We start from the raw sequence: 21,960 nt of genomic DNA, 5'->3' as shown, positions 1-21,960 counted from the left end.
AACCAGGTTGGGAACGCCGACGTCGGGTTAGATGTTGTCCTAAGTACCGACCCCGAGCATGAGGAAGGTGCCGTGACTGGAGCCCTTGCCCCAACCAAGCCGCTGACCGTCGCCGACCGATGCGACCGCTGCGGCGCTCAGGCCTACGTCCGTGCGGTCCTTGTAGGCGGCGGCGACCTTCTGTTCTGCGCCCACCACGGACGCAAGTACGCAGAGGCGCTCCGCTCCAACGGGGCCGACATACAGGACGAGACCAACCGGCTCACCGAAACCCCTGCCGCCGCTCCTGACGAGGAGCGGTAGACCTCCAAATAGAGCGAGCCAAGGACGGCGGTCACCGGAGACGGTGGCCGCCGTTCGCTTTCATTCCTTTCGCGTGCCGCGCAGCACGATGCGGCAATAATCGCGGAGAGTGTGCGAGTGATTGCATATCGTAACCATATTGGGACAGTGCCGAGATGCGGTCGGCCCTTCACTTCTCACCTCGCGGTGGCATTCCTCACGCGGTAGTGATAGGCGCCCGCCTGCACGAACCCCTCTGACTCGTACAGTGCCCTGGCGGGAGCGTTCCGCTCGACGACGACCAGGTACGCCCGCTTGCATCCCTGCTCGCTCCCCCAACCGAGAAGGGCCCGCAGGACGCGCCGACCCAGCCCCCGCCTTCGCGCGTCCGGCGCGACGGCCATGGCGTAGACGCCGAGCCAGTCTCCCTGGGGCACGCCGCGTCCCACGGCGAGACCGTCCACGCAGGCGTAGCCGGCGCTCACACCCCTCAGGATCTTCTCCGCCATCGGCAGCCGGCGGTCGTAGCGACCGTCCACCGACCACCACAGATCGAGCCACTCCCGGGACGGGGCGTCCATGACGTCCCCGCGCTCCCGCTCGTAGCGACCGCCCAGCTCGGTCGTCATCGCGATCGTGCGTTCGACCAGCTCGTAGCCTCGCCCCTCAAGAACCCCGTCGAGCCCCTCAGGCCGCGCCTGTGCGTCCATCAGGAACACGGTCGGCAGCCCAAGCGCGGTGTAGAAGCGCTCAGCCCGCTCAACGGCCCGATCCACGTCCCCTGGGTCGTACAGGGGCAGGACGGAGTTGGCCCGCTTGGTCACGCCGTCGGCGTGGCGCAGCAGCCAGCCGCCAATATCCTGTGCGGAGGGCGCGGGCCACGCTTCGGCGACCAGTTCGTCCAACCGCCTCTCCAGGGACCGCGCCATCTGTCACCGCTTTCGGGGGAATCGTGCACATCCTGCTGCCGCCGTCGGAGAAGAAGGCTACCGAGGGGGACGGTCCGCCCCTCGACCTGGCCTCGCTGAGCTTCCCCGGCCTGATGCCGGCACGGCGGCGCGTCCTCGCGGCCCTGGCGAAGGCGTGCCGGGGCGCCGACGCGGCGGAGGTGCTCGGCCTTCCCCCCGGGCAGGCGGGCGAGGCCCTCGCCCGCAACAGGGCGCTGCGCAAGGCGCCGACCCTGCCGGCGGCGCGGCTGTACACCGGTGTCCTCTACGACAACCTCGACCTGCCCGATCTGGACGCCGAGGCCGCCGCCCGGCAGATCATCGTGTTCTCGGGGCTGTGGGGCGCGCTGAGGCTCACCGACCGCGTCCCGCCCTACCGGCTGTCCATGGGGGTGTCGTTGCCCCCTGGGGGCGGCCTGGGGGCGTCGTGGCGCCCGGCGATGCGCAAGGCCCTCCGGCTGGACGACGACCTGGTCGTCGACATGCGGTCCGGACCGTACGCGTCGGTGTGGAAGGCGCCGGGCCCGGCGGTCTCCGTCAGGGTGTTCCGGGAGCGGCTCGCGGGCGGCGTCGCCAAGCGCACCGTCGTCAGCCACATGGCCAAGGCGACCCGCGGGCGGATCGCCCACGACCTGATCAAGGCGGGCGCCGCGCCGCGCACCCCGGAGGACCTGGTGAAGGCCGTCGCAGGCCTCGGCCACACCGTCGAGCTGAACGGCGCGAACCTCGACGTCATCCTGCACGACTGACGGCCCGCGCACGGATCGACGGCATGGGCCCGGTGCGCGGCAGGGCCCCGGCGAGATCGCCGGGGCCCTGCCGTCGGTCGGTACGCGGCGCGGCCGGTCAGTCCAGGTAGTCGCGCAGGACCTGGGAACGCGACGGGTGGCGCAGCTTCGACATGGTCTTGGACTCGATCTGCCGGATGCGCTCCCGGGTCACCCCGTACACCTTGCCGATCTCGTCCAGCGTCTTCGGCTGGCCGTCGGTGAGGCCGAACCGCATCGACACCACGCCCGCCTCGCGCTCGCTGAGCGTGTCCAGGACGGAGTGGAGCTGCTCCTGCAGCAGCGTGAAGCTGACCGCGTCGGCCGGGACGATCGCCTCGGAGTCCTCGATGAGGTCGCCGAACTCGCTGTCGCCGTCCTCACCGAGGGGCGTGTGCAGCGAGATGGGCTCGCGGCCGTACTTCTGGACCTCGACGACCTTCTCCGGGGTCATGTCGAGCTCCTTGGCCAGCTCCTCCGGGGTGGGCTCGCGGCCCAGGTCCTGGAGCATCTGCCGCTGCACGCGCGCCAGCTTGTTGATGACCTCGACCATGTGCACCGGGATGCGGATGGTGCGGGCCTGGTCGGCCATCGCGCGGGTGATGGCCTGCCGGATCCACCAGGTGGCGTACGTGGAGAACTTGTAGCCCTTGGTGTAGTCGAACTTCTCGACCGCGCGGATCAGACCGAGGTTGCCCTCCTGGATCAGGTCCAGGAACAGCATGCCGCGACCGGTGTAGCGCTTGGCCAGCGAGACCACCAGGCGGAGGTTGGCCTCCAGGAGGTGGTTCTTGGCGCGGCGGCCGTCCTCGGCGATCCACTCGAAGTCCTCGAGGTCCTCTTCGGACATCGAGGGACCGGCGACGGCGAGGCGCTCCTCGGCGAACAGGCCGGCCTCGATCCGCTTGGCGAGCTCGACCTCCTGCTCGGCGTTCAGCAGCGGCACCTTGCCGATCTGCTTGAGGTAGTCCTTGACCGGGTCGGCGGTGGCGCCGGCGGCCGCGATCTGCTGCGCGGGCGCGTCCTCGTCGTCGTCGCCGAGGGTGAACCCCTCCTCCTCGGAGGGGGTGTCGCCCTTGCCGGTCGGAGCGACGGCCTTCGCGACGGGCGCGGCGGCGGGCTCCTCCTCGGCCTCGGGCTCCTCGGCCTCGGCCGTGTCGTCCACGAGCTCGACCTCGAGGTCGGTCAGGTCCTCGTCGAGGTCGACGTCGACCTCGGGGTCGACCTCGGGGTCCTCGCCCTTGTCGGCCTTGTCGGACGGGGCGGCCTTGACCGGCTGGACGGCGCCCTTCTTCGCCGGCGCGCCCTTCTTGGCCTTGGCGCCCTTGGCCGGAGCGGCCTTCTTCGGCGGCGCGGGCTTGGGAGCCGCCGGGCGCGGCGCGGCGGCGGCCTCCTCCGGCGCGTCGTCGCCGACGACGGCGGTCACCGTGTCGGGCTGCTCCTTGGCGGCGGCGGCGGTCTTGGGCCTGCGCGCCTGCGGCGTCGCGCGCTTGCGCGGACGCTTGGGCGCCGCGGAGTCGGCAGCGCTCACCATGACGGTCACACCCTCCTTGCTGAGGCTCCGCAGAATGCTGGAGGCCTTCGACACGGGGATGTCGGCCTCCTCGAACGTACGTCGTACGTCGTCGGCTTCGAGGTAACCCTGGGACCGTCCACGCTCGATCAGTTGCGCGATGACGTGATCGTGCAGATCTGACGCTTTCGAGGTCGAGCTAGCAGGCGACACAAATACCTCTCGAACGAACGTGTGGCTTGGTTGACCCAAGTGCCCTGACGGGCTCGGCCTCACACTGGGTGGGACCACACACGGAGCGGACCTCCCGGTGCGGGACCGCAGCGTACCCGCTCTCTCTGGGTCAAGCATTCTGGCACTGCTGCGCATTCCGCCTCGGAGTCCTACCCGGTAACACTCCACCTTAGAGGGCGCGGGGCGGTCCTTCGAACGTCTCGGACCGTCTCAGCGCCGACTTCGGCGGGGTTCACTCGGACTTGGGCGGGACGTGCAGGGCAAGCACGGTCACATCGTCTACCTGCTCATACCCGGCAAGCATCCGATCGACCAGGAAGTCGACGAGTCTCTCGGGATCTCCTACCACTTCAGGTGGGGCGTCCGCCGCGACGGCGACAAGCTCCTCCAGCCCGGCGTCCACCCCACGCCTACGGTTCTCCACAAGTCCATCGGAATAGAAGACCACAGTGTTGCCGGTCTGGATGGAAAAACTTGTCTGCTGCCGCTGGCTCGGCCAGCCGAGGGGCGTTCCAGGCTCCCGCGTGCTCACGCGGGCGGGCTTGTCGGGCGAGATCAGCAGGGCCGGAGGATGGCCCGCGTTGCTGAGCTCCCCCTGCCCGGTCTCGGGATCGATGACCGCGTAGACGACGGTGGTGAACTGCTCCTCGTCCTCGGTGGCGCTGAACAGCCGGTCGAGCCCGGCCAGGACGGCGGCGGGACGCGGGTCGTTCAGCGCGAGGGCGCGCAGGGCATTGCGGACGCGACCCATTCCGGCCGCGGCGAGGACGCCTTTGCCCATCACGTCGCCGACGGCCACGGCGAGCCGGTTGTCGGCCAGGCGGAAGACGTCGTACCAGTCGCCGCCCACCTGCACGTGGCGTGTCGCGGGGTTGTAGCGGGCGGCCAGCGCCATGCCCGGGAGCTGCGGCAGGTCGCTCGGCAGCAGGCTCCGCTGGAGCTCCTCGGCGGTCTTGTGCTCGCGCTCGAACAGCAGGGCGCGCTCCACGGCCAGCGCGCACTGGCCCGCCAGCGCCTCCAGGAAGACCCGCTCCTCCTCGGTGATCTCCCTGGGCCGGGTGAACGAGAAGCGGAGCGCGCCGATCGGGGCGCCGGCCGCGAGCAGCGGCAGGCCCACCCAGGCGCGCTCCTCCGTGTGCTGGGCGAACAGGTCCCGCTCGCCGTGGCCCAGTTGCAGGCGCAGGCTGTCGGGGTGCTCGGCCAGGAACGGCCGGCTCTCGCGCACCGCCACCGACATCACGGTCTGGTCGCTGACCTTGATCGCGTCGCGGGACGCCGAGGGCGTCTCGCCCTCCGAGCCCGGCTGGGACGGGGCCACGATGCTGAGCCGCAGCTTGTCGTCGTCCAGCAGGGCCACCGCGGAGTAGTCGGCGCCGATGGCGGACCGTCCGACCTCGGTGATGACCTGGACCACCTGGGAGACGGTCAGGGCCTCGGCGAGCATGGAGGTGGCCTGCTGGAGGCGGGCGGTGCGCAGCGCCGCCGCCGAGAGCTGCTCGGTCAGGCGGCCGCGCATCTCCTCGGCCTCGCGCTGCCCCGTGACGTCGGTGTTGGCGCCGACCCACTCGATCACCGCGTCGCCGCGCCAGATGGGCACGGCCCTGACGTCGAAGTGCCGGTAGGTGCCGCTCTTGGTGCGGATGCGGTAGTTGGTCTCGAAGACCCGGTTCTCCCCGACGCAGTCGCGCCAGTGCGCGTCGATGCGGGGCCGGTCCTCGGGGTGCACGACCGACAGCCAGCCGCCGACCGCGTAGTCGTCCGGCGTCTGGCCGGTGATCGCGCGCCACTCGGGCGCGTCGTCGATCACGCCGCCGGCCGGTGCGGCGACCCACACCACCTGGGCGCTGGCCTCCACGAGCGAGCGGTAGCGCTGCTCCTTGCGGCGGATGACCTCCTCGGCCCTGCGCCGCTCGGTCACGTCCAGGGCGGTCAGGACGACGCCGGGCCGCTCGTCGCCGCCGCCCTTGGCGGGCAGCCACGTGCACGACAGGATGCGCTCCTCGACGGCGGTGGCCACTCCGGGCGGCGCGCCGGACGCCTCGGGCGCCCGGACCGGGAAGACGAGTTCGAGATCGCTCACCGCGCGGTCTTCGGCGATCACCTTGCGGAGCGCCGTCTCGAACGCCGCCGCCAGGGTCTCCGGCAGCACCTCCGACGGCCGGCGCTGCTGGAGATCGCGGACGCGCACGTCCAGCAGTTCCGCGAGCGCGTCGTTGGCCCGGCGGCAACGCAGGTCGCGGTCGAAGAACGCCAGCCCCTCGGGGGCTTCCTTCAGCAAGGTCGCGTACAGCGCGGCGTCGGACGCATCCATGGGCTGCCCCTCCACCCCTGAGACGCGGGGATGCGGAACGGACGTCTCGGTGCTCAACGACAACACCTCCGCCCCAGAGCGTCCCGTACCGCGCGGCAATTATTCATCACTATGAGTGAATGGGAGCAGGTTAACGCTCCCGCCTCCATCACAACACCGGTCGGAGTCAGGTATTCATCATCCCGATGGTTCGCCGCCTACGGAAGCCCTGCTGAACATCCTTGTCCCTTCGGCCCCAGACGAACTCGTCGGTTTCGGACACCGTCGTGGAGGGCGCGCGGGGCGGCCCGGCAAGGACGGCGAGTAGGAGATGTTACGGCGTGCAAGCGTCACGGGATGTCAACTCGCCACGTTCGGCGAGTTCCACCCCGCTCCCGACCTTACTCGGCGGCCTTGGCGGCGGCCTTCATTTCCTGCTTGAAGGCCCGCACCCTGGCGAGAGAGTCGGGGCCGGTGATGTCGGCGACGGACCGGTGCGAGCCCTCCTCACCGTAGTCGCCGGCCGCCTCGCGCCAGCCGTCCGGCCGAATTCCGTACTGCTTGCCCAGCAGGGCCAGGAAGATCTGTGCCTTCTGTTTGCCGAAGCCCGGAAGGGCGTTCAGCCGCTTGTACAGCTCCTTGCCGCTGTCGACGCCCTTCCACAGCCTCTCGGCGTCCCCGTCGTAGTGGTCCACGAGGTACCGGCACAGCTGCTGGACGCGCTTGGCCATCGAACCGGGATAACGGTGGACCGCCGGCTTCTCTGCCAGGAGCGCCGCGAACCGCTCGGGGTCATGGGCGGCGATCTCGTGGGCGTCCAGGTCGTCCGAACCGAGCCGCTGCGCGATGGTGTAGGGGCCGGAGAACGCCCATTCCATCGGGACCTGCTGGTCGAGCAACATGCCCACAAGGGCGGCCAGCGGACTGCGTCCGAGCAGCTCGTCGGCCTCCGGACGCTGTGCGAGGTGAACCTTCGTGGCCATGGGCCCAGCTTAGGGCGGCGCCCGGATCCTGCTGGGGGCGACGCCCGGATCTGTCAGAAGTCTTACGAGGTCCCCCTAGCCCTGGCGAACCGCAGGCGGCGGGTGCTCGAATGGCACGGTGAGCGAGGACGAACGGGCAGAAGGCAGCCCGGTAGGACGGAGGGTGGTCCTGGGGATGCTCGGCCTCGGCGTGGCGGGGGTCGCCGTGGGGGCATCCGTCCAGGACAAGGTGAGCCGGGCGCTGGCGCCGGTCGGACCGATCGGGGACGTCCTGCCGGCCGCCGGCGGGTTCCGCTACTACTCGGTCACGTCCGGCGTGAAGCGGCACGGCGCCGCGACGCACCGGGTGACCGTTTCCGGCCTTGTCGACAAGCCGCAATCGTTTGGGATGGCCGATCTGGCGCATTTTCCGCAGACAGTGCTCGACAGGGACTTCCAGTGCGTGACGGGCTGGCGGGTGCCGGACGTGCGGTGGGTCGGCGTGGCTCTGCCCGACCTGCTGGACGCGGTCGGCGTGTCCGCCCAGGCACGGGCCGTGCGGTTCACGTCGTTCGACGGCGTCTACACCGAGTCGCTGACGCTCGAGCAGGCGCGACGCCGGGACGTCCTGGTCGCGACCCAGATGGACGGCAGGCCCGTCACCCACGACCACGGCGGCCCCACACGGCTTTACGTCGCGCCCATGTACGGCTACAAGTCGCTGAAATGGCTCGGCGGCATCGAACTGACCGACCGGGTGAAGCCCGGCTACTGGGAGGAACTCGGTTACGACGTGGACGCCTGGGTGGGACGGTCGAACGGACGCAGCGATGCGCCGACCTGAGCCGTCGTCGGGACGGCTCGTGCGGTTCACCCGGGCCGAACGCTCGATCCACCATGTCACCGCGCTGCTGATGCTGGTCTGCCTGCTGACCGCGGCGCTGCTCTACCTGCCGCCGCTGTCGGCGTTGGTGGGCCGCAGGGAGATGGTCAGGACCGTCCATGTCTGGTGCGGGTTCGCCCTGCCCGCGCCGATCGTGCTCGGTCTGCTGTCCCGGGCGTTCAGGGCCGACCTTCGCAGGTTGAACAGGTTCGTGCCCGCGGACTGGCAGTGGCTCAGGCGCGGCGACCGCAGGGCCGTGCGGGACGGGCGCGGGGTCCTGCCCGTGGGCAAGTTCAACGCGGGCCAGAAGCTGAACGCGGCGTTCACGGCGGGCGCGATCCTCGTCATGCTCGGCACCGGGGAGATCATGACCTTCCCCGGTCCGTGGGGCGACCGGTGGCGGACCGGCTCCACCTTCGTCCACGACTGGCTCTTCCTGGCCGTCCTCGCGGTGACCGCCGGGCACCTGTGGGAGGCGCTGCGGGATCGCGAGGCGCTGACGGGGATGCTGACCGGGCGTGTGGACCCCGGCTGGGCCGCACGGCATCACGCGAGCTGGGCCGCCCCCGCGGGAAGAACCCCGGACGCCGGTGGACGGCCGGCCGCCGGCGGGGCGAATGCGCAGGTGGACGGGGCGGATGCGCAGGCGGGCGAGGCGACGGCCGATCCTCGGGGGACGTCCGGTGAACGGGGTCCAGATTTTGCGAAACGACCTCCCGGCATGTCTTGACTCTGCCCGCATGGGGGCTGGAATGTGACATCGAGGCGGGGTTCTCACCGAAGCTCCCTTGCCAGGGCCGGTCCGAGGAGCGCTCCGTCTCACCGGCGGCGTCCCCGCCCGCCGGTACCCCGTGCGCGGAGGTGTGCGCTGATGCCTGCACTGGCCGATCACCGGAACGAGACACGTGACACGCTCGCACGCCGGCTTTGCGACGAGTTCGGGTCCTTCCCCTCAGACGCGGTGCACCGGTGTGTGGCCGACGTCCAGGCCTGCATGGCCCATCTGGGTCTGGAGGCCACGCCGGACAGAGTCGAGCGGATGGCCCGGGAGCAGCTCACCGGGATCCTGAAATCGCGGCCGCCCTCTGGGCGCGCGCCCGCCGGCGGCGGCGCCGACCGAACGGACGGCTGAGCCGCCGGTCGCCCACGCGGGTGGCGCGACGGCGACCCATTCCGGCCTTCGGCGTTGTCCGGGCCACCGTCCCCGCCGGATCTGAGAGGCTAGTGGGGTGAGTCCCCGCAGCCGCAGCCGCTCCTCCGGGGACCCGGCCCGGGACGGCCCGAACCCCCCGGACGAGGTCTCGGCGATTTTCGACGGCATGCTCCAGCACGCCCGCGAACTGCTGGCGGTGCGCAGTCCCCTGGACGCCGAGCTGATCGTCAGCGAGATCCTCGGCTCCTGGTGGGGGCAGCGCATCCCGGACGGCGACGTGGAAGAGGTCATCGGCGAGGCCCTGGTCGGCTACGCCACGGCCGCCGCCACGCCGGCGGCACTGGCGCTGCTCACCGGGGTCGCCTACATGGGCACCCCGCGGCAGGCGGCCAAGGCCGAACGCGCGGCGCTGCAACTGATGAGCGACGGCGTCGCCAGGCCCGGCTGGGCCGACCGCGTCGGCATGGTCGAGCCCGAGGCGTGCTTCGCGTCCCGGGACGTCTACGGCGACCAGGACTCCGTCATCTGCACCTACACCTACGGGGGCGCCGAAAGGCATGCCCTGGTCATCCTGGTCGACCGCAACAGGGCCGGAGAGGTCCAGCCGCGCGGCGGCCCGTTCGCGTCCGGCGCGCGCACGGGGCGGCCTCCGGCGAGCGGGATGGTCCGGGACGCCTGGGTCTCCTCCCGGGTGGACCGGCTCCTCGACCACTGCCGCCGCGAAGGCCGCGACAACCCGCTGATGCGGTTCGAGGAGCTCGACCCGCGCGACACGAAGGCATTGCTGCAGAGCGCCCTGGATCTCACCGACGAGACAGACGACCCGCCGGTGAACGAGAACTTCGGCTCCTACCACGCGTTCGTCCGCGCGCGCGTGGACATCCTTCCGCCGGGCGGCCGCCTGCCCCAGCCTCCGGTGTACGGGCACGACAGGCGCGCCACGATCGCGACGCGGTTCCTCGCCTCGGACGAGGCCGGTGAGCTGTCGGACATCTCCGCGGCGATCCGGTGCGTGGACCGGATCATCGACTACGGCTGCGCGCACGACTTCGGGCGGCCGCTGCGGGTCAGCCCGATCAAGTGCGAGATGTTCCTGCTCGACTGGCTGCCGCGCAAGGTCCTGCTCTCCCCGTCGGAGCAGGAGGCCGTCCCGCACGTGCTGGCCGCGTGGGTCCGCTGGGCCGGGCGGCGGACCGGGCTGCCGGAAGAGGGCGTCAGGGCGACCCTGGACGCCCTCTGGGACGCCACCGCGAAGTTCTCCGCGGCCTACCGCGATCCGGCCGCCTTCGGCCTCGACCGGGCTCTGGTCGACCGGCTCCTGCCCGACGGCGACCTGGAGGCCCTCCCCCGCCGCGCGTTCGCCCTGCCGTTCCTGTCGGGCACGCACCGGCCGGCGGGGCGGCCCGGCCTCGTCGACCTGTCGGAGTTGGACCCCGCCGACCCGGGCGACCGCCGCGCCCTGCTGGAGTTCGAACATCCGGGAGGCGACGAGGAGCACCTCGCCGCGCACGTGCGGCTCGCGGGGCTGCTGTGGGACGGCGAGCCGCCGCACCTGTGGGACACCGCCCAGTCGCTGCTGGACGTCGGCTACGAACGCCATGAGATCCTGCACAGACTCATCGACGTCCTCGACCGCTGCGGGGACGACCCGGACGCCCTCCGGGAGGCCCTGCGTGTGCTTCGTCACGAACCCCCGCCCGACTGAACTCCTGGTTTGCGCGTCGCGCTCCCGGCGACAATCATCGGGTCCCGGGCGCGGTCTCGCGGGGGTCGGCACCGGCCCCTGGTCGTAGGGAGTGATCTTGTTGGAGTGGTCCGAGTTCGCCCGGCGGCTGGGACGTGAGCTGGCGGAGCTCGAACGGGACACGATCCTGATCGTGCGCGAACGCGACGAGAGCCGTCACTACGTCCAGGCCATGCGCGAGCCCGACCGGCTCTACGCCGAGGCCGTCAGCAACAACTTCCTCGAAGGCCCCCTCCTGCTTACCCTCGCCGACGAGGAGGTCATGAGCGAGGTGGGCTGGCGCCCGCCCGCCGACCCCGCGCCGCGCAACTGGTGGACGGAGCTGCCGGAGGCGGGCATGCCCGGCGGGATGGCGAGCGTGACCGACGCCGACTTCTCGCGGCTGGCCGACGTGATGGTCACGGCGCTCCGGGACGTCCAGGGCGTCCGCCGCCCGTCCGACCTCGTGTACGAGTCGTTCCACCGGCACGGGGCCGGCCTCATCGAACTGCTCGACTTCGGGATCGAGGTGGCCGACCCGTCGCGGGTGAGCAAGCGCCGCGCGTCGTCCGGCGGCGTCCGTTCCGGTGCCGAGCCCCTGCCCGGGGCCGACCCGCTGCCCGCCGGCTCTCCCCCGGCGGGGACGCGGCTGCCGCTGCCGGAGCAGGCACTGCCCGGCATGGACGCGGAACTGCTCGAACCCCGCCTTGCCGAAGCCAAGGCGAACGGCGACAACACCACCTACTTCAAGCTCCTGGAGAACGCCGACCTGGTCCTGCCGGCGACCGCCTCCGCCGTGGAGGACCCCGACCGCGCCGAGTTCCCCACCATCACCATCGGCAGCGGCACCTATGTCACGGTGTTCACCTCGCCCGGGGCTCTGGCGCGCACCGGCGACCGGCACCCCGGCCTGTACCGGCGCACCTCGTTCGGCCGGCTGGCCGCCGGCTGGCCCGATCCCGCGTGGCGCCTGGCCATCAACTGGGGCCTGCCCAGCGAAGTGCTCCTGGACTCGTCCGTCATCGGGCGGTTGCAGGGCGGCCGAGGCGGGGCGCCCGATCCCCTCCAGGGGGCGCCCGACCCCCTCCAGTACGACCCCCTCCAGTACGACCCCCTCCAGTACGACCCCCTGCCGAGCGAGCCCAACCCGTACGGCACGGTCGACCCCAACGCGCTCTCTGGGCCGAACCCCGTCGCCGGCGGCTCGGCCACCCCGGTCAACGGTTCGGCGCACGGCATCCCCGCCCCGGGCGGGGCGGCGCCCGGTGGAGTGGCGCCGGGCGAGGCGTCGGACCTCCCGTACGACGACTCCCACACGGCGATCGACCCGTACACCGCGGCCGACCTGCGGGCGGCCCTCGACGCCGGCGGAGCCCCGCCCCGGGCGCCGGAGCCTGCCGCGGCGGCACCTCTCGGCGCACCGACCGACGACCCGCCGGCCGACACGCCGGCCGAGACGCCGCCGCCGGCCATGAACCCGCCGGCCATGAACCCGCCGGCCGACACGCGGCCGGCGGGCAACGGCCCGGCCGACGATCCGCGGGACCGGCCGGCGCGTCAGCCTCAGGCGCCCGCTCCCGGGCCGCGCCCGGTGGGCGTCCCGATGCGGCCGCCGCACGGCACGCGCCTGTGGCGCTCGGCGGGCGAGGGCGAGCAGGCGCCGGTCGCCGTCTTCGACGCCATCGGCGGCGTCTGGGCACCGGTGCGGGCCGACGCGGTACCGGCTCCCTGGACCGAGTGACGCGCCCTTCGGCTACCGTCGAGTACGGAATCCCGCCCCGCACGTGAAAGTGGATCCCAGTGGACTGGAACGACTTCGCCAAACGGCTGACACTGGAGCTTTCACGGCTGCCGGTCACGTCGTTCCTCATCGTGCAAGGTCCGAGCGGCCTGCCCTACGTCCAGGCGATGCGCTCCGAGGGGACGCTCGACGCCGAGGCCGTCGGCAGCGCGTTCCTGCCCCGGCCCCTCGCGTCGCGCCAGGAGCGGCGGCTGAGGGCGCTCGGCTGGGAGCCGCCGGACGAGGAGGACCGCAAGAACTGGTGGGACAGGCTCACCTTCCGCGAGCGCGGCGGCCGCGCCTCCTCGGAGCTGCTGGAGGCGTGCGCCCTGCTCGCCGGGCAGATGATGGGCGCGTTCCGCGACGTCTACGGCATCGAGTCCCCGCTCGAACTCGTCTACCAGGCCAGCAAGGCCGGACCCGACGGCGGGCCCTTGGCGCTGCCCGGTCTCGGCATCGCGCTCGCCGTCCCCGAGGACGAGCGTCCCGCACGGGCCTCGGCACGTCCGGCACGCCCGTCCGGGTCGACCCTGGAGGCGGCCCTGGCAGAAGCCCGCGAACGTGGTGACCAGCACGGCTACCTGGAGCTGCTCGCGCGCGCGACGCTGTACCTGCCCTCGCCGGGCGATCCGGAGGGCGGCGATCACCAGTTCGCCACGGCGCAGTTCGGCGACGGCACGTTCGTGCTCGCGTTCACGTCGCCCGAGGCCATGGACCGCTCCCTGCAGGGGCAGGCGATCCACCACCGGCGGGCCTCGCTGGCGGAGCTGTCGCGGCGCTGGCCGCACCCGGAGTGGCAGCTCGCCGTGAACCCCGGCCTGCCGAGCGCGTGCTACCTGGACGCCAACGCGCTCCTCGAACCCGAGGAGCCCCGGACGCCCACGCCGCCGGTGCCGACCGACGTCCACGTGGCCGGCCCGTCGACGCGCCGCCCAGCGTCGCGCGGCTCCGCGTCCCGCACCGGGGGCCGCGGCGCCCCGCGCGGCGGCCGTCAGGCCCCCAGGCCGCCTCAGCGCCCGGAACCGGCGCGGCCCCGAACCGAGACACCCTCCGCGCCGTCGGCGCCCTCACACGCGAGCACAGCGCCGCCGGACGGTCCGCCCGCGCCCGGGGCCCGCGCGCCCGCCCAGCGACGACCGGCTCCGCCCCCGCCGCCCCAGGCGCCGCCGCCCCCGGCTCCGGCCCCGTCTCCGCCGCGGAGTCCCGAGGTTCCCGTCGCCGGGCAGGCCCCGGCGACCAGGGAGACGCCGATCCCCAGGGAGAGCCCGGTCGCGAAGGAACCGTCGGTCGCCCGGGAGACGCCTGTCGATCCGCAGGGCCTGCCCGCGCGGAAACCGGCCGTCCCGCCGACCCCGTCCCGTGAGACGCCGAGCGACCCTCACGGGCTTCCTGTAGCGCCGATCTACGGCCGGCGGGAGCGGGCACGGGCGGACACCGGGCAACCTCGCACAGAGCCCAGGCGACCAGGCACGGATACCCGGAAGCCAAGCGTCCCGGCCGCGGCCGCGAAGCCCTCGCCTGCCGACACGCAGACCCGCGCGGAGAGAACGCCCAGCATCGTCGAACGCGGGGCCCGGGCCCCGTCAGGGGCGCGGGGCGTGGCGCCCCAGGGTCCCGCTGACGCATCCCAGGTCGTGGTGATGCAGAAGGCCGTGCGCCCCGAGCATGTGCAGCACTATCTGGAAGGCGGTTACGACCTGGTCGCCGGTTACGTGCACCGGCTCCAGGACGTCCAGGAGCTGAGAAGCCCCGGCGCGCTGATCCGGGCCCTGGGGCTGGTGTACGAAGGGTCGCCGTTCGCGCCGGCGGACGAGCAGATCTTCGTGATCCGCTGGCCGGCCGTGAAACCCGCCCTGTTCCGCCGCCCGCTGGGCGGCATAGACGAGTGGAGCATGGGAATCATCCCGGGCGGATGGGTGATCGAGAAGGCGCCGTTCCCGGGGTCGGGGTACGCGCCGGGCGACGGGCCGGCGATCCCCGAGTTCAAGGTTCAGAGCCAGCGCCTTCCGCACGGGGCCGAGATGTACCGGCTCGACGCACAGGGCAGGGAGTCCCTCGTGGCGGGCTACGACGCCGATCTGCGCAGGTGGCTCGTGAAACTGCCGGGAGGCCAGGGGTGAGCATCCGGCACGGCTACTACGCGGGCTGGCGGGGCGCCGAGTACGAGGCGAGCCCGGACGGCGACGAGGTGCGCCTCTACGCCACGCGACACGCGGAGGGGTTCAGGCAGGTCTCCCCGGACCGGTACGTCCAGGTGGTGCCCCTGGCGGACGTCGACCGCCTCCAGTACGTGACCACACACTGCACGTGGCGCGGCGAGCCGTTCGTGGTCCTCGGCGAGCACGAGGGCTGGCTGCGCGTGGAGTACGGCGGCGGCAAGGTCCCGGTGGCGGAGCGGCTCGGCCTGGAGTCGTTCGACCGGGGCGTGTACCAGGCGTGGGCTTCCCGGCACGAGGTCGAGGACCTGCGCGAGGAGACCGTCTGAGCGCGGGGATCGGTGGGAGCGGCATGATCGGTGGTAGCGGACGATGACGGTCGTCGACGTCAACGCCGACCTCGGCGAGGGGTTCGGCGTCTGGAAGCTGGGCGACGACTCTGCGCTGCTCGACGTCATCACGAGCGCCAACGTGGCGTGCGGGTTCCACGCGGGGGACCCGCTGACCATGCGGCGGGTGTGCGCGGCGGCCGTCGAGCGCGGGGTGACGATCGGCGCGCAGGTCTCCTACCGGGACCTCGCCGGTTTCGGCCGGCGGGAGATGGACGTGGCCGCCCCGGAGCTGACCGCCGAAATCCTGTACCAGCTCGCGGCGCTGGACGGCATCGCGCGCGTGGAGGGGGGACGCGTGGCGTACGTGAAGCCCCATGGCGCCCTGTACAACAGGGTCGTCCGTGACCCCGTCCAGGCGCGTGCGGTGGCCGACGCGGTCCGGGCCTACGATTCGTCGCTCCCCCTGCTCACGCTCCCCGGCTCCGTGGTGCACGACGTCGCCGACGGGCTCACCGTCGTCGCCGAGTGCTTCGCCGACCGCGCCTACACGCCGACCGGCGCGCTCGTGTCCCGCCGCGAACCGGGGGCGGTCGTCCACGACCCCGACACGGTCGTGCAGCGCGCGGTGCGGATGGCGGTGGAGGGCACCGTCGTCGCCGTGGACGGCACCGAGGTCACGTTGAAGGCGCGTTCCATCTGCGTGCACGGCGACACCCCTGGCGCGGTGGTCCTCGCCAGGGCCGTCCGGTCCGCACTGTCCGGAGCGGGCGTCGTCCTGGAACCGTTCGCGTGAAGGTGCGGCGGGTCGGCGACACCGCCTTGCTCGTGGAGACCGGGGATCTGGCGACCGCCCACCGGATGGACGCCGCCCTCAGGAACGCCCCGCTGCCCGGGGTCGTGGACGTCATCCCCGGAGAACGGACCGTCCTGGTGGTGGCCGAGCACTCCGCCCACCTGGACCGCCTGGCCGCGCAGCTCCCGCAACTGCGCCTGGCCGACGACGTGGTGAGCCACGCCGAGCCGCTGGAGATACCCGTCGTCTACGACGGCGAGGATCTCGACGAGGTCGCCTCCCTCACCGGGTTGTCGCGCGAAGAGGTCGTCCGGCGGCATTCCGCGGGTTCGTACACGGTCGCCTATCTGGGCTTCTCCCCCGGCTTCGGCTATCTGTCGGGGCTGGATCCGGCGTTGCACGTGGCCCGGCGCGAGTCGCCGAGGAAGGCCGTCCCGGCCGGTTCGGTGGCGGTGGCGGGCCCGTACGCGGCCGTGTACCCGTCCCGGTCACCCGGCGGCTGGCGGCTGCTCGGGCACAGCCGCCTGCCGCTGTGGGACGTGTCGCGCGAACCGCCGTCCCTGCTCAGGCCGGGGATGCAAGTCCGCTTCGTCCCCGAGGAGCGTCCTTGATCGAGGTCGTGCGGCCCGGGCCGCTGGCGACCGTCCAGGATCTCGGCAGGCCCGGTCGCGCCCATCTCGGCGTCCCCCGGTCCGGGGCCGCGGACCAGCGCGCGTTCAGGCTGGCCAACCGCCTCGTGGGCAACCCGGAAGGCGCGGCGGGCGTGGAGTTCACCTTCGGCGGGGCGGCCCTGCGTTTCCACAGAGGTGCCTGGATCGCGGTGACCGGCGCTCCGGTGACGCTGCGCATCGACGGCCGTGCTCACGGAATGAACGCGCCCTGCTTCGCGGCGGCAGGTGCCCTCGTCGAATTCGGCACGCCCACCTCCGGACTCCGCAGCTACGTCGCCGTGCGAGGCGGTGTCGCCGTGGACGAAGTGCTGGGAAGCCGTTCGACCGACCTCCTGTCCGGCCTCGGGCCCGCGCCGCTCGCGCCTGGTGACCGCATGCCGATCGGTTCCGCCGCGGGTCTCCAGCACATCAACGTGGACGTCGTGCCGGCGGCGGCGCTGCCAGAGACCCCGGTCCTGCGGATCCTGCCCGGCCCGCGTGACGACTGGTTCACTCACGACGCGCTGCCCACGCTCACGTCCACGCCCTACGAGGTGTCGCCGGACAGCAACCGCGTGGGCGTGCGCCTGAACGGGCCACCCCTCGTACGGGCGCGGGACGGTGAACTCGGCAGCGAGGGCATGGTCCTCGGTTCCCTCCAGGTGCCGCCCAGCGGGCTGCCCATCATCTTCCTGGCCGACCATCCGACCACCGGCGGCTACCCGGTGGTCGCCGTGCTCGCCTCGGCCTCGGTCGCCGAGGCCGCGCAGCTGCGCCCCGGCCAGAAGCTTCGTTTCCGGCTCTAGCCCGGCGTCCAGGGCCTTCAGGTCAGCGGTGCGGGGACGGACCAGTCCAGGTGGGAGACCTCGTTGAAGCCGCGGAGCGACGACAGGCCGCCGAGCCTGACCAGCCGTGAGATCGAGCCGTTGTCCGCGCCGAGGAACGCGAACGGCCTTGCGCCGGTGGCGGCGGCGAGGGCCTGGGCGATCACCCCGCCGTGGGTGAACACGGCGATCCGGCCGCCCGCGTGGGCCGCCGCGAGCCGGACGAGACCCTCCTCGACGCGCGCGGCGAACGCCTCGTTCTTCTCCGCCCCGGGGATGACGTCCCAGCGTTCCTCGGCGAACATCCGCTGCGCCACCGGATCGTCGTCGGCGACCATCTTGCGGAAGAGGCCGCCCTCCCACTCGCCGAGATGGACCTCGCGCAGGTCCCGCTCGACCCGCGGCTCCAGCCCGAGGCGGCGGGCCAGCGGTGCGGCCGTTTCGGATGTTCGGCGCAGGGGCGTCACGTAGATGGCGTCCAGGCGCTCGTCGGCGAGCCGCTCGGCGACCCGCTCGGCCTGCTCCCGTCCTTCGGGCGCGAGCTCGGGGTCGCCGTGGCCGTCCACGAGCGGGAACGGCCGGCCGGGGCGCGCCGGCGCGGAAGCGCCGTGCCTGATGAGAAGGACTTCGGTGGCGCCGTCCGGCGCCTTGTACGGCGTCTGCCGATACTCGGTCGGCTCATCCCGCTCGTCCACGCTGGGCACCCTAGACGACCCGCCCCCCACCGGATACCAGCGGGGTTCGGTCGTCCCGTCCAAGCGGGCGTGGGTCAGCCCAGCAGCGAGGCCAGACGGTTCAGCTCTTCCTTGAGCGGCGCGGCGGGGATGTCCTCGAAGGGGGTCACGGTCACGTCGCCCTCTGCGGCGTCCCAGACGCCGGCGACCCGCCCGCCGTACAGGACCACTGGGGAGATCCATCCCGCTGTCCGGCTCACCTGGCTCTTGTGCTCGGCGGGCACCAGATAGGTCGAGCCCGTCCCTGCACCCAGGATGTATTGGTCGAACCCACCGAGCATCCGGACGGACGTGGTGGGCGCGGTGTCAAGGAGCTTCTCCCTGTGCTCTTCCAGGAGGTACATGGGGACGCCTTCGACTTCAACGGTGGCCAATCCTTCCCCGGCGGCGCCGAACCACGCCCTGACATCCTTCTTCCGGCTCTGCTTGCGCATCAGCCAGTTGTCGAACATGTCGGGGGTCGCGGGCCCGTGGGCACCCAGAAAGGCGTGGATCACGGTACGGGCGGCGTCCTCCATGGAGGGCAGGCCGGTCCAGCCCGGGAGCCACCGCGCCGGAGACGTGAAGGTGACCTTGGCTCCCTGGGGCGGTCCGTAGCAGAGCACGCCCCACCAGGCCAGCGGCTTGAGCAGCGTGCCCCAACCGGACCCGAGCACCTCGGCCAGATGCCGCGAGCCCGTCTCGTCCACGACGGCCCGGGTGAGCTCCTCGCGGGTGAGCGCCGCACCGTCCGACAACGCGTCGGCGGCGGCAGCGGCGATCGCCTCGAGGTCGGCGGGCGTGGCACCGAAGGTCCGCTGCCAGGCCCCCTTCTCCCAGTTGCGGATGGACGAGCACAGCATGAGATGGGCTGCGGCCTCGTCAGCGGGCAGGAGGTGCAGGGTGCCGCGCGCGGCCCATGTCTTGACGAGCGTCCGTTCGTCCAGGAGGGCGCGTGTCACCTCGCCGGAGACGGGCGTCCGCCGGCGCACCGCGATGGCGAACTCGGCGGCGGACGCCACCTGCGCCTGCACGCCCGCCAGCCGCCGGGCGATCTCCAGGGCGGACACGTCCTCCGCCTGCTCGACGAACTGCCGCCGCATCCGCCAGGCGAGGACCTGCTTCCACGTCACCGAGGCCATGCCCCGATTACATCGCGGCTCACCGACAGTCCAGGCGAGGCCCCCGATCGCCGGTCAGGCGAGGCGGTGGGACAACTCGGCGAAGGCGTCCCGGACGTCATCGGTGGTGAGGAGCGTCAGGTCGGCGGCGGTCGCCGCGGATCCGAGCCGTGCTGCTCGAAGCGCCCGGCACGCGCTCGCCTTCTCGTACATGGAGCGGGCGAAGCGGCCGTTGCCCAGTTCGTCGATCCGGCCCGTTCCGCATGCGCGCTGGAACACGAGGGCCAGGTCGTCCAGGGCGCGCTCCTCCCACCGGTCGCCGCCTTGCTCGGCCATGAGCTGGGCGATGCGGAGCAGTTCGTCCGGCCCGTAGGACGGGAAGTCGACGCGCACGTCGAACCGGGAGGCGAGCCCAGGGTTGGAGGCCAGGAACCGGGTCATGTCGGCGTCGTATCCGGCCAGGATGACGACGAGGCGGTCGCGGTCGTCCTCGGCCCGCTTGAGCAGCGTCTGCACCGCCTCCGCCCCGAACGCGTCGCCGCCCGAGTAGCCGGAGTTGCTCAGCGCGTACGCCTCGTCGACGAACAGGACGCCCCCGAGCGCGGAGTCGACGGCCTTGTTCGTCTTCAGCGCCGTCGCGCCGAGGTGCTCGCCGACGAGGTCGGCGCGCTGGGCCTCGACCACCTCCGGGCGGGCGAGCAGCCCGAACGCGGCGAAGATGCGCCCGAGGACCCGCGCGACGGTGGTCTTGCCGGTGCCCGGCGGTCCCGTGAACACGAAGTGGCGGGTCGGGGGGCGGGTGACCAGGCCCTGCTCCTGCCGCATCCGGGCCACCTGCAACTGGGCGGCGATCTCGCGGACCTGCCGCTTCACCGGCTCCAGCCCGATCATCGCGTCGAGGGAGCCGAGCGCCTCGTCCAGGGTCGGGGTCTCGGCGTAGCCGCGGAACCGCTCGGTGACCTCGGCGAAGGCGGTCTCCACGTCCTCGGCGCGCACGGTGACCAGGTCTTCGGCGGTGGGTCTGGCCGGTGCGCCCGACGAGGAGACGGCTTCGACCACGCGCACGTCCCGCGCGCGCGCCGCCGCCTCGGCCAGCGATCTGACGAACCGGCCGTTGCCCAGATCGTCGATGATGCCGCGCCGTTCGACCTCTTCGAAGCGGGTGGCGAGCCGCTGGCGGGCCTCCACGTCCAGCCGGTCCTCGCGCAGGGCGGTGTGGTAATCGGCGATCTGCAGCAGCTCTGAGGGGCGGTAGGAAGGGAAGAGCACACGCGTGCCGAACCGGGACGCCAGCCCAGGGTTGGAGTCGAGGAACTCCGCCATCTGGGTCTCGTACCCCGCCAGGATGATGACCAGGTTGTCCCGGTCGTCCTCGGCTCGCTTGAGCAACGTCTGGACGGCCTCGTCGCCGAACCGGTCGGGTTGCCCTTCCGCGGAGTTGACCAGGCTGTACGCCTCGTCGATGAACAGGACCCCGCCCAAGGCCGAGTCGACGAGCCGGTTGGTCTTGATGGCCGTCGCCCCCAGGAACTCGCCGACGAGATCCGCGCGGTGGGCCTCGACCAGGGCGGGTTCGGGCAGCAGCCCGAACGCGTAGAAGATCTTGGCCAGCACGCGGGCGACGGTCGTCTTGCCCGTGCCGGACGGCCCGACGAACACGAAGTGCCGCATGGGCTTCTCGGTGGGCACCCCGGCGGCGGCGCGCATGTGCGCGGCCTCGATGGACGCGGCGATGGAGCGGACCTGCCGCTTGACGGGCTCCAGCCCGATCATGTTCTCCAGTTCCGCGAGCGCGTCCGCCACGGAGATGTCCGGCGACTCCGTGCGGCGCTCGGGCGGCGCCTGGCGCTCGGGCGGCGCCTGGCGCTCGGGTGCGGCGCCGGAATCGGCGGCCTGCGCCGCGGCGCGCTGGTCGTGCATCGCCTGCGCGGCGGCGCCGGCGACTCCGTCCTCTCCGGAACCGCGCCGGTCGGGCCTGCTCGGCCTGTCCGTCCGTTCACGCTTTTCCGGGCCGGAGGAGTTCTTACGCGGCCCTGCCATGGCGTCCCCCTTCGGGCTCGCCTGTTCCTGCACCCAACCCGTTTCATAAGCCTCCGCCGGGACGGCTCGTCTTGCGCGGTCCCAGCGGTAGGCGAGAACGGCCAGTGCCGCCAGCCAGCCCGGCGTGACGCCGGCCCCCGGCAGCGGGTGGGCGCACGCCGCCGTCGCCACACCCGCGGCGGCCAACCCCAGGAGCGTCGTGCGCCACGGCGCGTATCCACGCAGGCGGAAGGCGGCGAATGCGACGGGCACGGCGAGCAGGGCGAGAAGCAGCGACGGGTTCAGATAGGGCGGGTTTCCTTCGTCCGGGTAGAGCCTGCCGAGAGGCACCGACAGGGCCAGCCAGGCCAGGATGACCGCGACGACGGCCATGCCCGTGGGCGAGCGCAGTGTCAGGTGGACGACGACGAGCAGAATCACCGTGAACGCGGCCGCGCCGAGGATCGGCCCGTCCAGGAGGACGGTCGCCACCAGCACGAGCGCGACGAGCAGCACCGCCCCCAGAAACCTCAGCCCGGGAGTGACCTGGAAGTAGCGCCATCTCAGGCGCTCGAAAAGATCCCGCGCCGCGGCGTTCTTCGCCGGGCGGGAGCGGGACCTGCCGAACAAAGCCATCAAGAGCGAGTAAAGCGCAGGACCGCCCGGAACGGGACTACCCGCGCCCTGTTCGTTGGCTTACACCGAGCCTGCCTGGTGCGGAGCAGAGCCCAGGCCGCACCCGCGAGCAGGACATTTGTCCTGTCCAGAAGTAGATGTTCAGCTCTGCTTCCAGCATGGAAGTCCGCGTACCGTGGCCC

Annotated in this window: 19 protein-coding genes; 12 read left to right on the top strand and 7 right to left on the bottom strand. The window is 72.3% G+C overall.

Features of this window, described 5'->3' with window-relative positions:
- Positions 1 to 72: 72 nt before the first annotated feature.
- Positions 73 to 303 carry a hypothetical protein gene (locus tag AB0H37_RS04445; RefSeq protein WP_179836551.1) on the top strand — a complete coding sequence of 77 codons (231 nt, stop codon included), beginning with the start codon at positions 73 to 75 and terminating at the stop codon, positions 301 to 303.
- 176 nt (positions 304 to 479) lie between these two features.
- Here the strand turns inward: AB0H37_RS04445 and AB0H37_RS04440 are convergent, their stop codons facing one another.
- The gene (locus AB0H37_RS04440) at positions 480 to 1,187 is read right to left on the bottom strand and encodes a GNAT family N-acetyltransferase (RefSeq protein ID WP_360611329.1); all 708 of its coding nucleotides are present in this window, start codon (positions 1,185 to 1,187) and stop codon (positions 480 to 482) included.
- A 47-nt stretch (positions 1,188 to 1,234) separates the two neighbouring features.
- Between AB0H37_RS04440 and AB0H37_RS04435 the strand changes: the two genes are divergently transcribed.
- Positions 1,235 to 1,978 carry a peroxide stress protein YaaA gene (locus AB0H37_RS04435; protein WP_360611327.1) on the top strand — a complete coding sequence of 248 codons (744 nt, stop codon included), beginning with the start codon at positions 1,235 to 1,237 and terminating at the stop codon, positions 1,976 to 1,978.
- A 97-nt stretch (positions 1,979 to 2,075) separates the two neighbouring features.
- Here AB0H37_RS04435 and AB0H37_RS04430 read toward each other — a convergent pair whose 3' ends face one another.
- The 3 genes from AB0H37_RS04430 to AB0H37_RS04420 form a co-directional block, all read right to left on the bottom strand.
- On the bottom strand, positions 2,076 to 3,722 hold the full coding sequence (locus AB0H37_RS04430; RefSeq protein WP_360611325.1) for an RNA polymerase sigma factor: 1,647 nt from the start codon (positions 3,720 to 3,722) through the stop codon (positions 2,076 to 2,078).
- Between the two features lie 253 nt (positions 3,723 to 3,975).
- On the bottom strand, positions 3,976 to 6,054 hold the full coding sequence (locus AB0H37_RS04425; RefSeq protein WP_179836555.1) for a SpoIIE family protein phosphatase: 2,079 nt from the start codon (positions 6,052 to 6,054) through the stop codon (positions 3,976 to 3,978).
- Positions 6,055 to 6,434: 380 nt separating this feature from the next.
- Positions 6,435 to 7,016, bottom strand: coding sequence for an HhH-GPD-type base excision DNA repair protein (locus AB0H37_RS04420; protein WP_360611322.1), 582 nt, complete (start codon positions 7,014 to 7,016; stop codon positions 6,435 to 6,437).
- 118 nt (positions 7,017 to 7,134) lie between these two features.
- Between AB0H37_RS04420 and AB0H37_RS04415 the strand changes: the two genes are divergently transcribed.
- From AB0H37_RS04415 to AB0H37_RS04370, 10 genes are all read left to right on the top strand, one after another.
- Positions 7,135 to 7,839: a molybdopterin-dependent oxidoreductase gene (locus AB0H37_RS04415; protein WP_360611320.1), complete on the top strand. Its 705-nt coding sequence runs from the start codon at positions 7,135 to 7,137 to the stop codon at positions 7,837 to 7,839.
- Entirely contained in the window at positions 7,826 to 8,608 is a 783-nt protein-coding gene (locus tag AB0H37_RS04410) for a cytochrome b/b6 domain-containing protein (RefSeq protein WP_360611318.1), read from the top strand. The genes AB0H37_RS04415 and AB0H37_RS04410 overlap by 14 nt, the downstream gene beginning before the upstream one ends.
- Before the next feature lie 141 nt (positions 8,609 to 8,749).
- The gene (locus AB0H37_RS04405; protein WP_329087575.1) at positions 8,750 to 9,010 is read left to right on the top strand and encodes a hypothetical protein; all 261 of its coding nucleotides are present in this window, start codon (positions 8,750 to 8,752) and stop codon (positions 9,008 to 9,010) included.
- A gap of 187 nt (positions 9,011 to 9,197) precedes the next feature.
- Entirely contained in the window at positions 9,198 to 10,736 is a 1,539-nt protein-coding gene (locus tag AB0H37_RS04400; RefSeq protein WP_329098605.1) for a hypothetical protein, read from the top strand.
- A gap of 97 nt (positions 10,737 to 10,833) precedes the next feature.
- Entirely contained in the window at positions 10,834 to 12,495 is a 1,662-nt protein-coding gene (locus AB0H37_RS04395) for an SseB family protein (RefSeq protein ID WP_360611316.1), read from the top strand.
- A gap of 59 nt (positions 12,496 to 12,554) precedes the next feature.
- A complete protein-coding gene (locus AB0H37_RS04390; RefSeq protein WP_360611314.1) occupies positions 12,555 to 14,654 on the top strand; it encodes an SseB family protein in 2,100 nt (699 codons plus the stop codon).
- Positions 14,651 to 15,019, top strand: coding sequence for a hypothetical protein (locus tag AB0H37_RS04385; protein WP_329087568.1), 369 nt, complete (start codon positions 14,651 to 14,653; stop codon positions 15,017 to 15,019). The genes AB0H37_RS04390 and AB0H37_RS04385 overlap by 4 nt, the downstream gene beginning before the upstream one ends.
- A 43-nt stretch (positions 15,020 to 15,062) precedes the next feature.
- Positions 15,063 to 15,815, top strand: coding sequence for a 5-oxoprolinase subunit PxpA (locus AB0H37_RS04380; protein WP_360611312.1), 753 nt, complete (start codon positions 15,063 to 15,065; stop codon positions 15,813 to 15,815).
- Positions 15,812 to 16,426, top strand: a complete 615-nt coding sequence (pxpB, locus tag AB0H37_RS04375; RefSeq protein WP_329087564.1) for a 5-oxoprolinase subunit PxpB — start codon at positions 15,812 to 15,814, stop codon at positions 16,424 to 16,426. The genes AB0H37_RS04380 and pxpB overlap by 4 nt, the downstream gene beginning before the upstream one ends.
- The gene (locus tag AB0H37_RS04370; protein WP_360611310.1) at positions 16,423 to 17,271 is read left to right on the top strand and encodes a biotin-dependent carboxyltransferase family protein; all 849 of its coding nucleotides are present in this window, start codon (positions 16,423 to 16,425) and stop codon (positions 17,269 to 17,271) included. The genes pxpB and AB0H37_RS04370 overlap by 4 nt, the downstream gene beginning before the upstream one ends.
- A 17-nt stretch (positions 17,272 to 17,288) precedes the next feature.
- Here AB0H37_RS04370 and AB0H37_RS04365 read toward each other — a convergent pair whose 3' ends face one another.
- The 3 genes from AB0H37_RS04365 to AB0H37_RS04355 all read right to left on the bottom strand — a co-directional run bounded on the left by AB0H37_RS04365 (position 17,289) and on the right by AB0H37_RS04355 (position 21,778).
- Entirely contained in the window at positions 17,289 to 17,984 is a 696-nt protein-coding gene (locus AB0H37_RS04365; RefSeq protein ID WP_360611308.1) for a histidine phosphatase family protein, read from the bottom strand.
- A 74-nt stretch (positions 17,985 to 18,058) separates the two neighbouring features.
- Positions 18,059 to 19,144 (bottom strand): winged helix DNA-binding domain-containing protein, encoded by a 1,086-nt coding sequence (locus tag AB0H37_RS04360; RefSeq protein ID WP_360611306.1) that lies wholly within the window; start codon positions 19,142 to 19,144, stop codon positions 18,059 to 18,061.
- 54 nt (positions 19,145 to 19,198) lie between these two features.
- Positions 19,199 to 21,778, bottom strand: coding sequence for an AAA family ATPase (locus tag AB0H37_RS04355; protein ID WP_360611304.1), 2,580 nt, complete (start codon positions 21,776 to 21,778; stop codon positions 19,199 to 19,201).
- Positions 21,779 to 21,960: the final 182 nt, after the last annotated feature.

Origin of the sequence: Actinomadura sp. NPDC023710 (assembly GCF_040639875.1) — a bacterium.
In the GTDB taxonomy this organism is placed as follows: domain Bacteria; phylum Actinomycetota; class Actinomycetes; order Streptosporangiales; family Streptosporangiaceae; genus Spirillospora; species Spirillospora citrea.
Note: the sequence above shows the minus strand (reverse complement) of the source record. Positions and strands in the feature narration are given on the sequence as shown.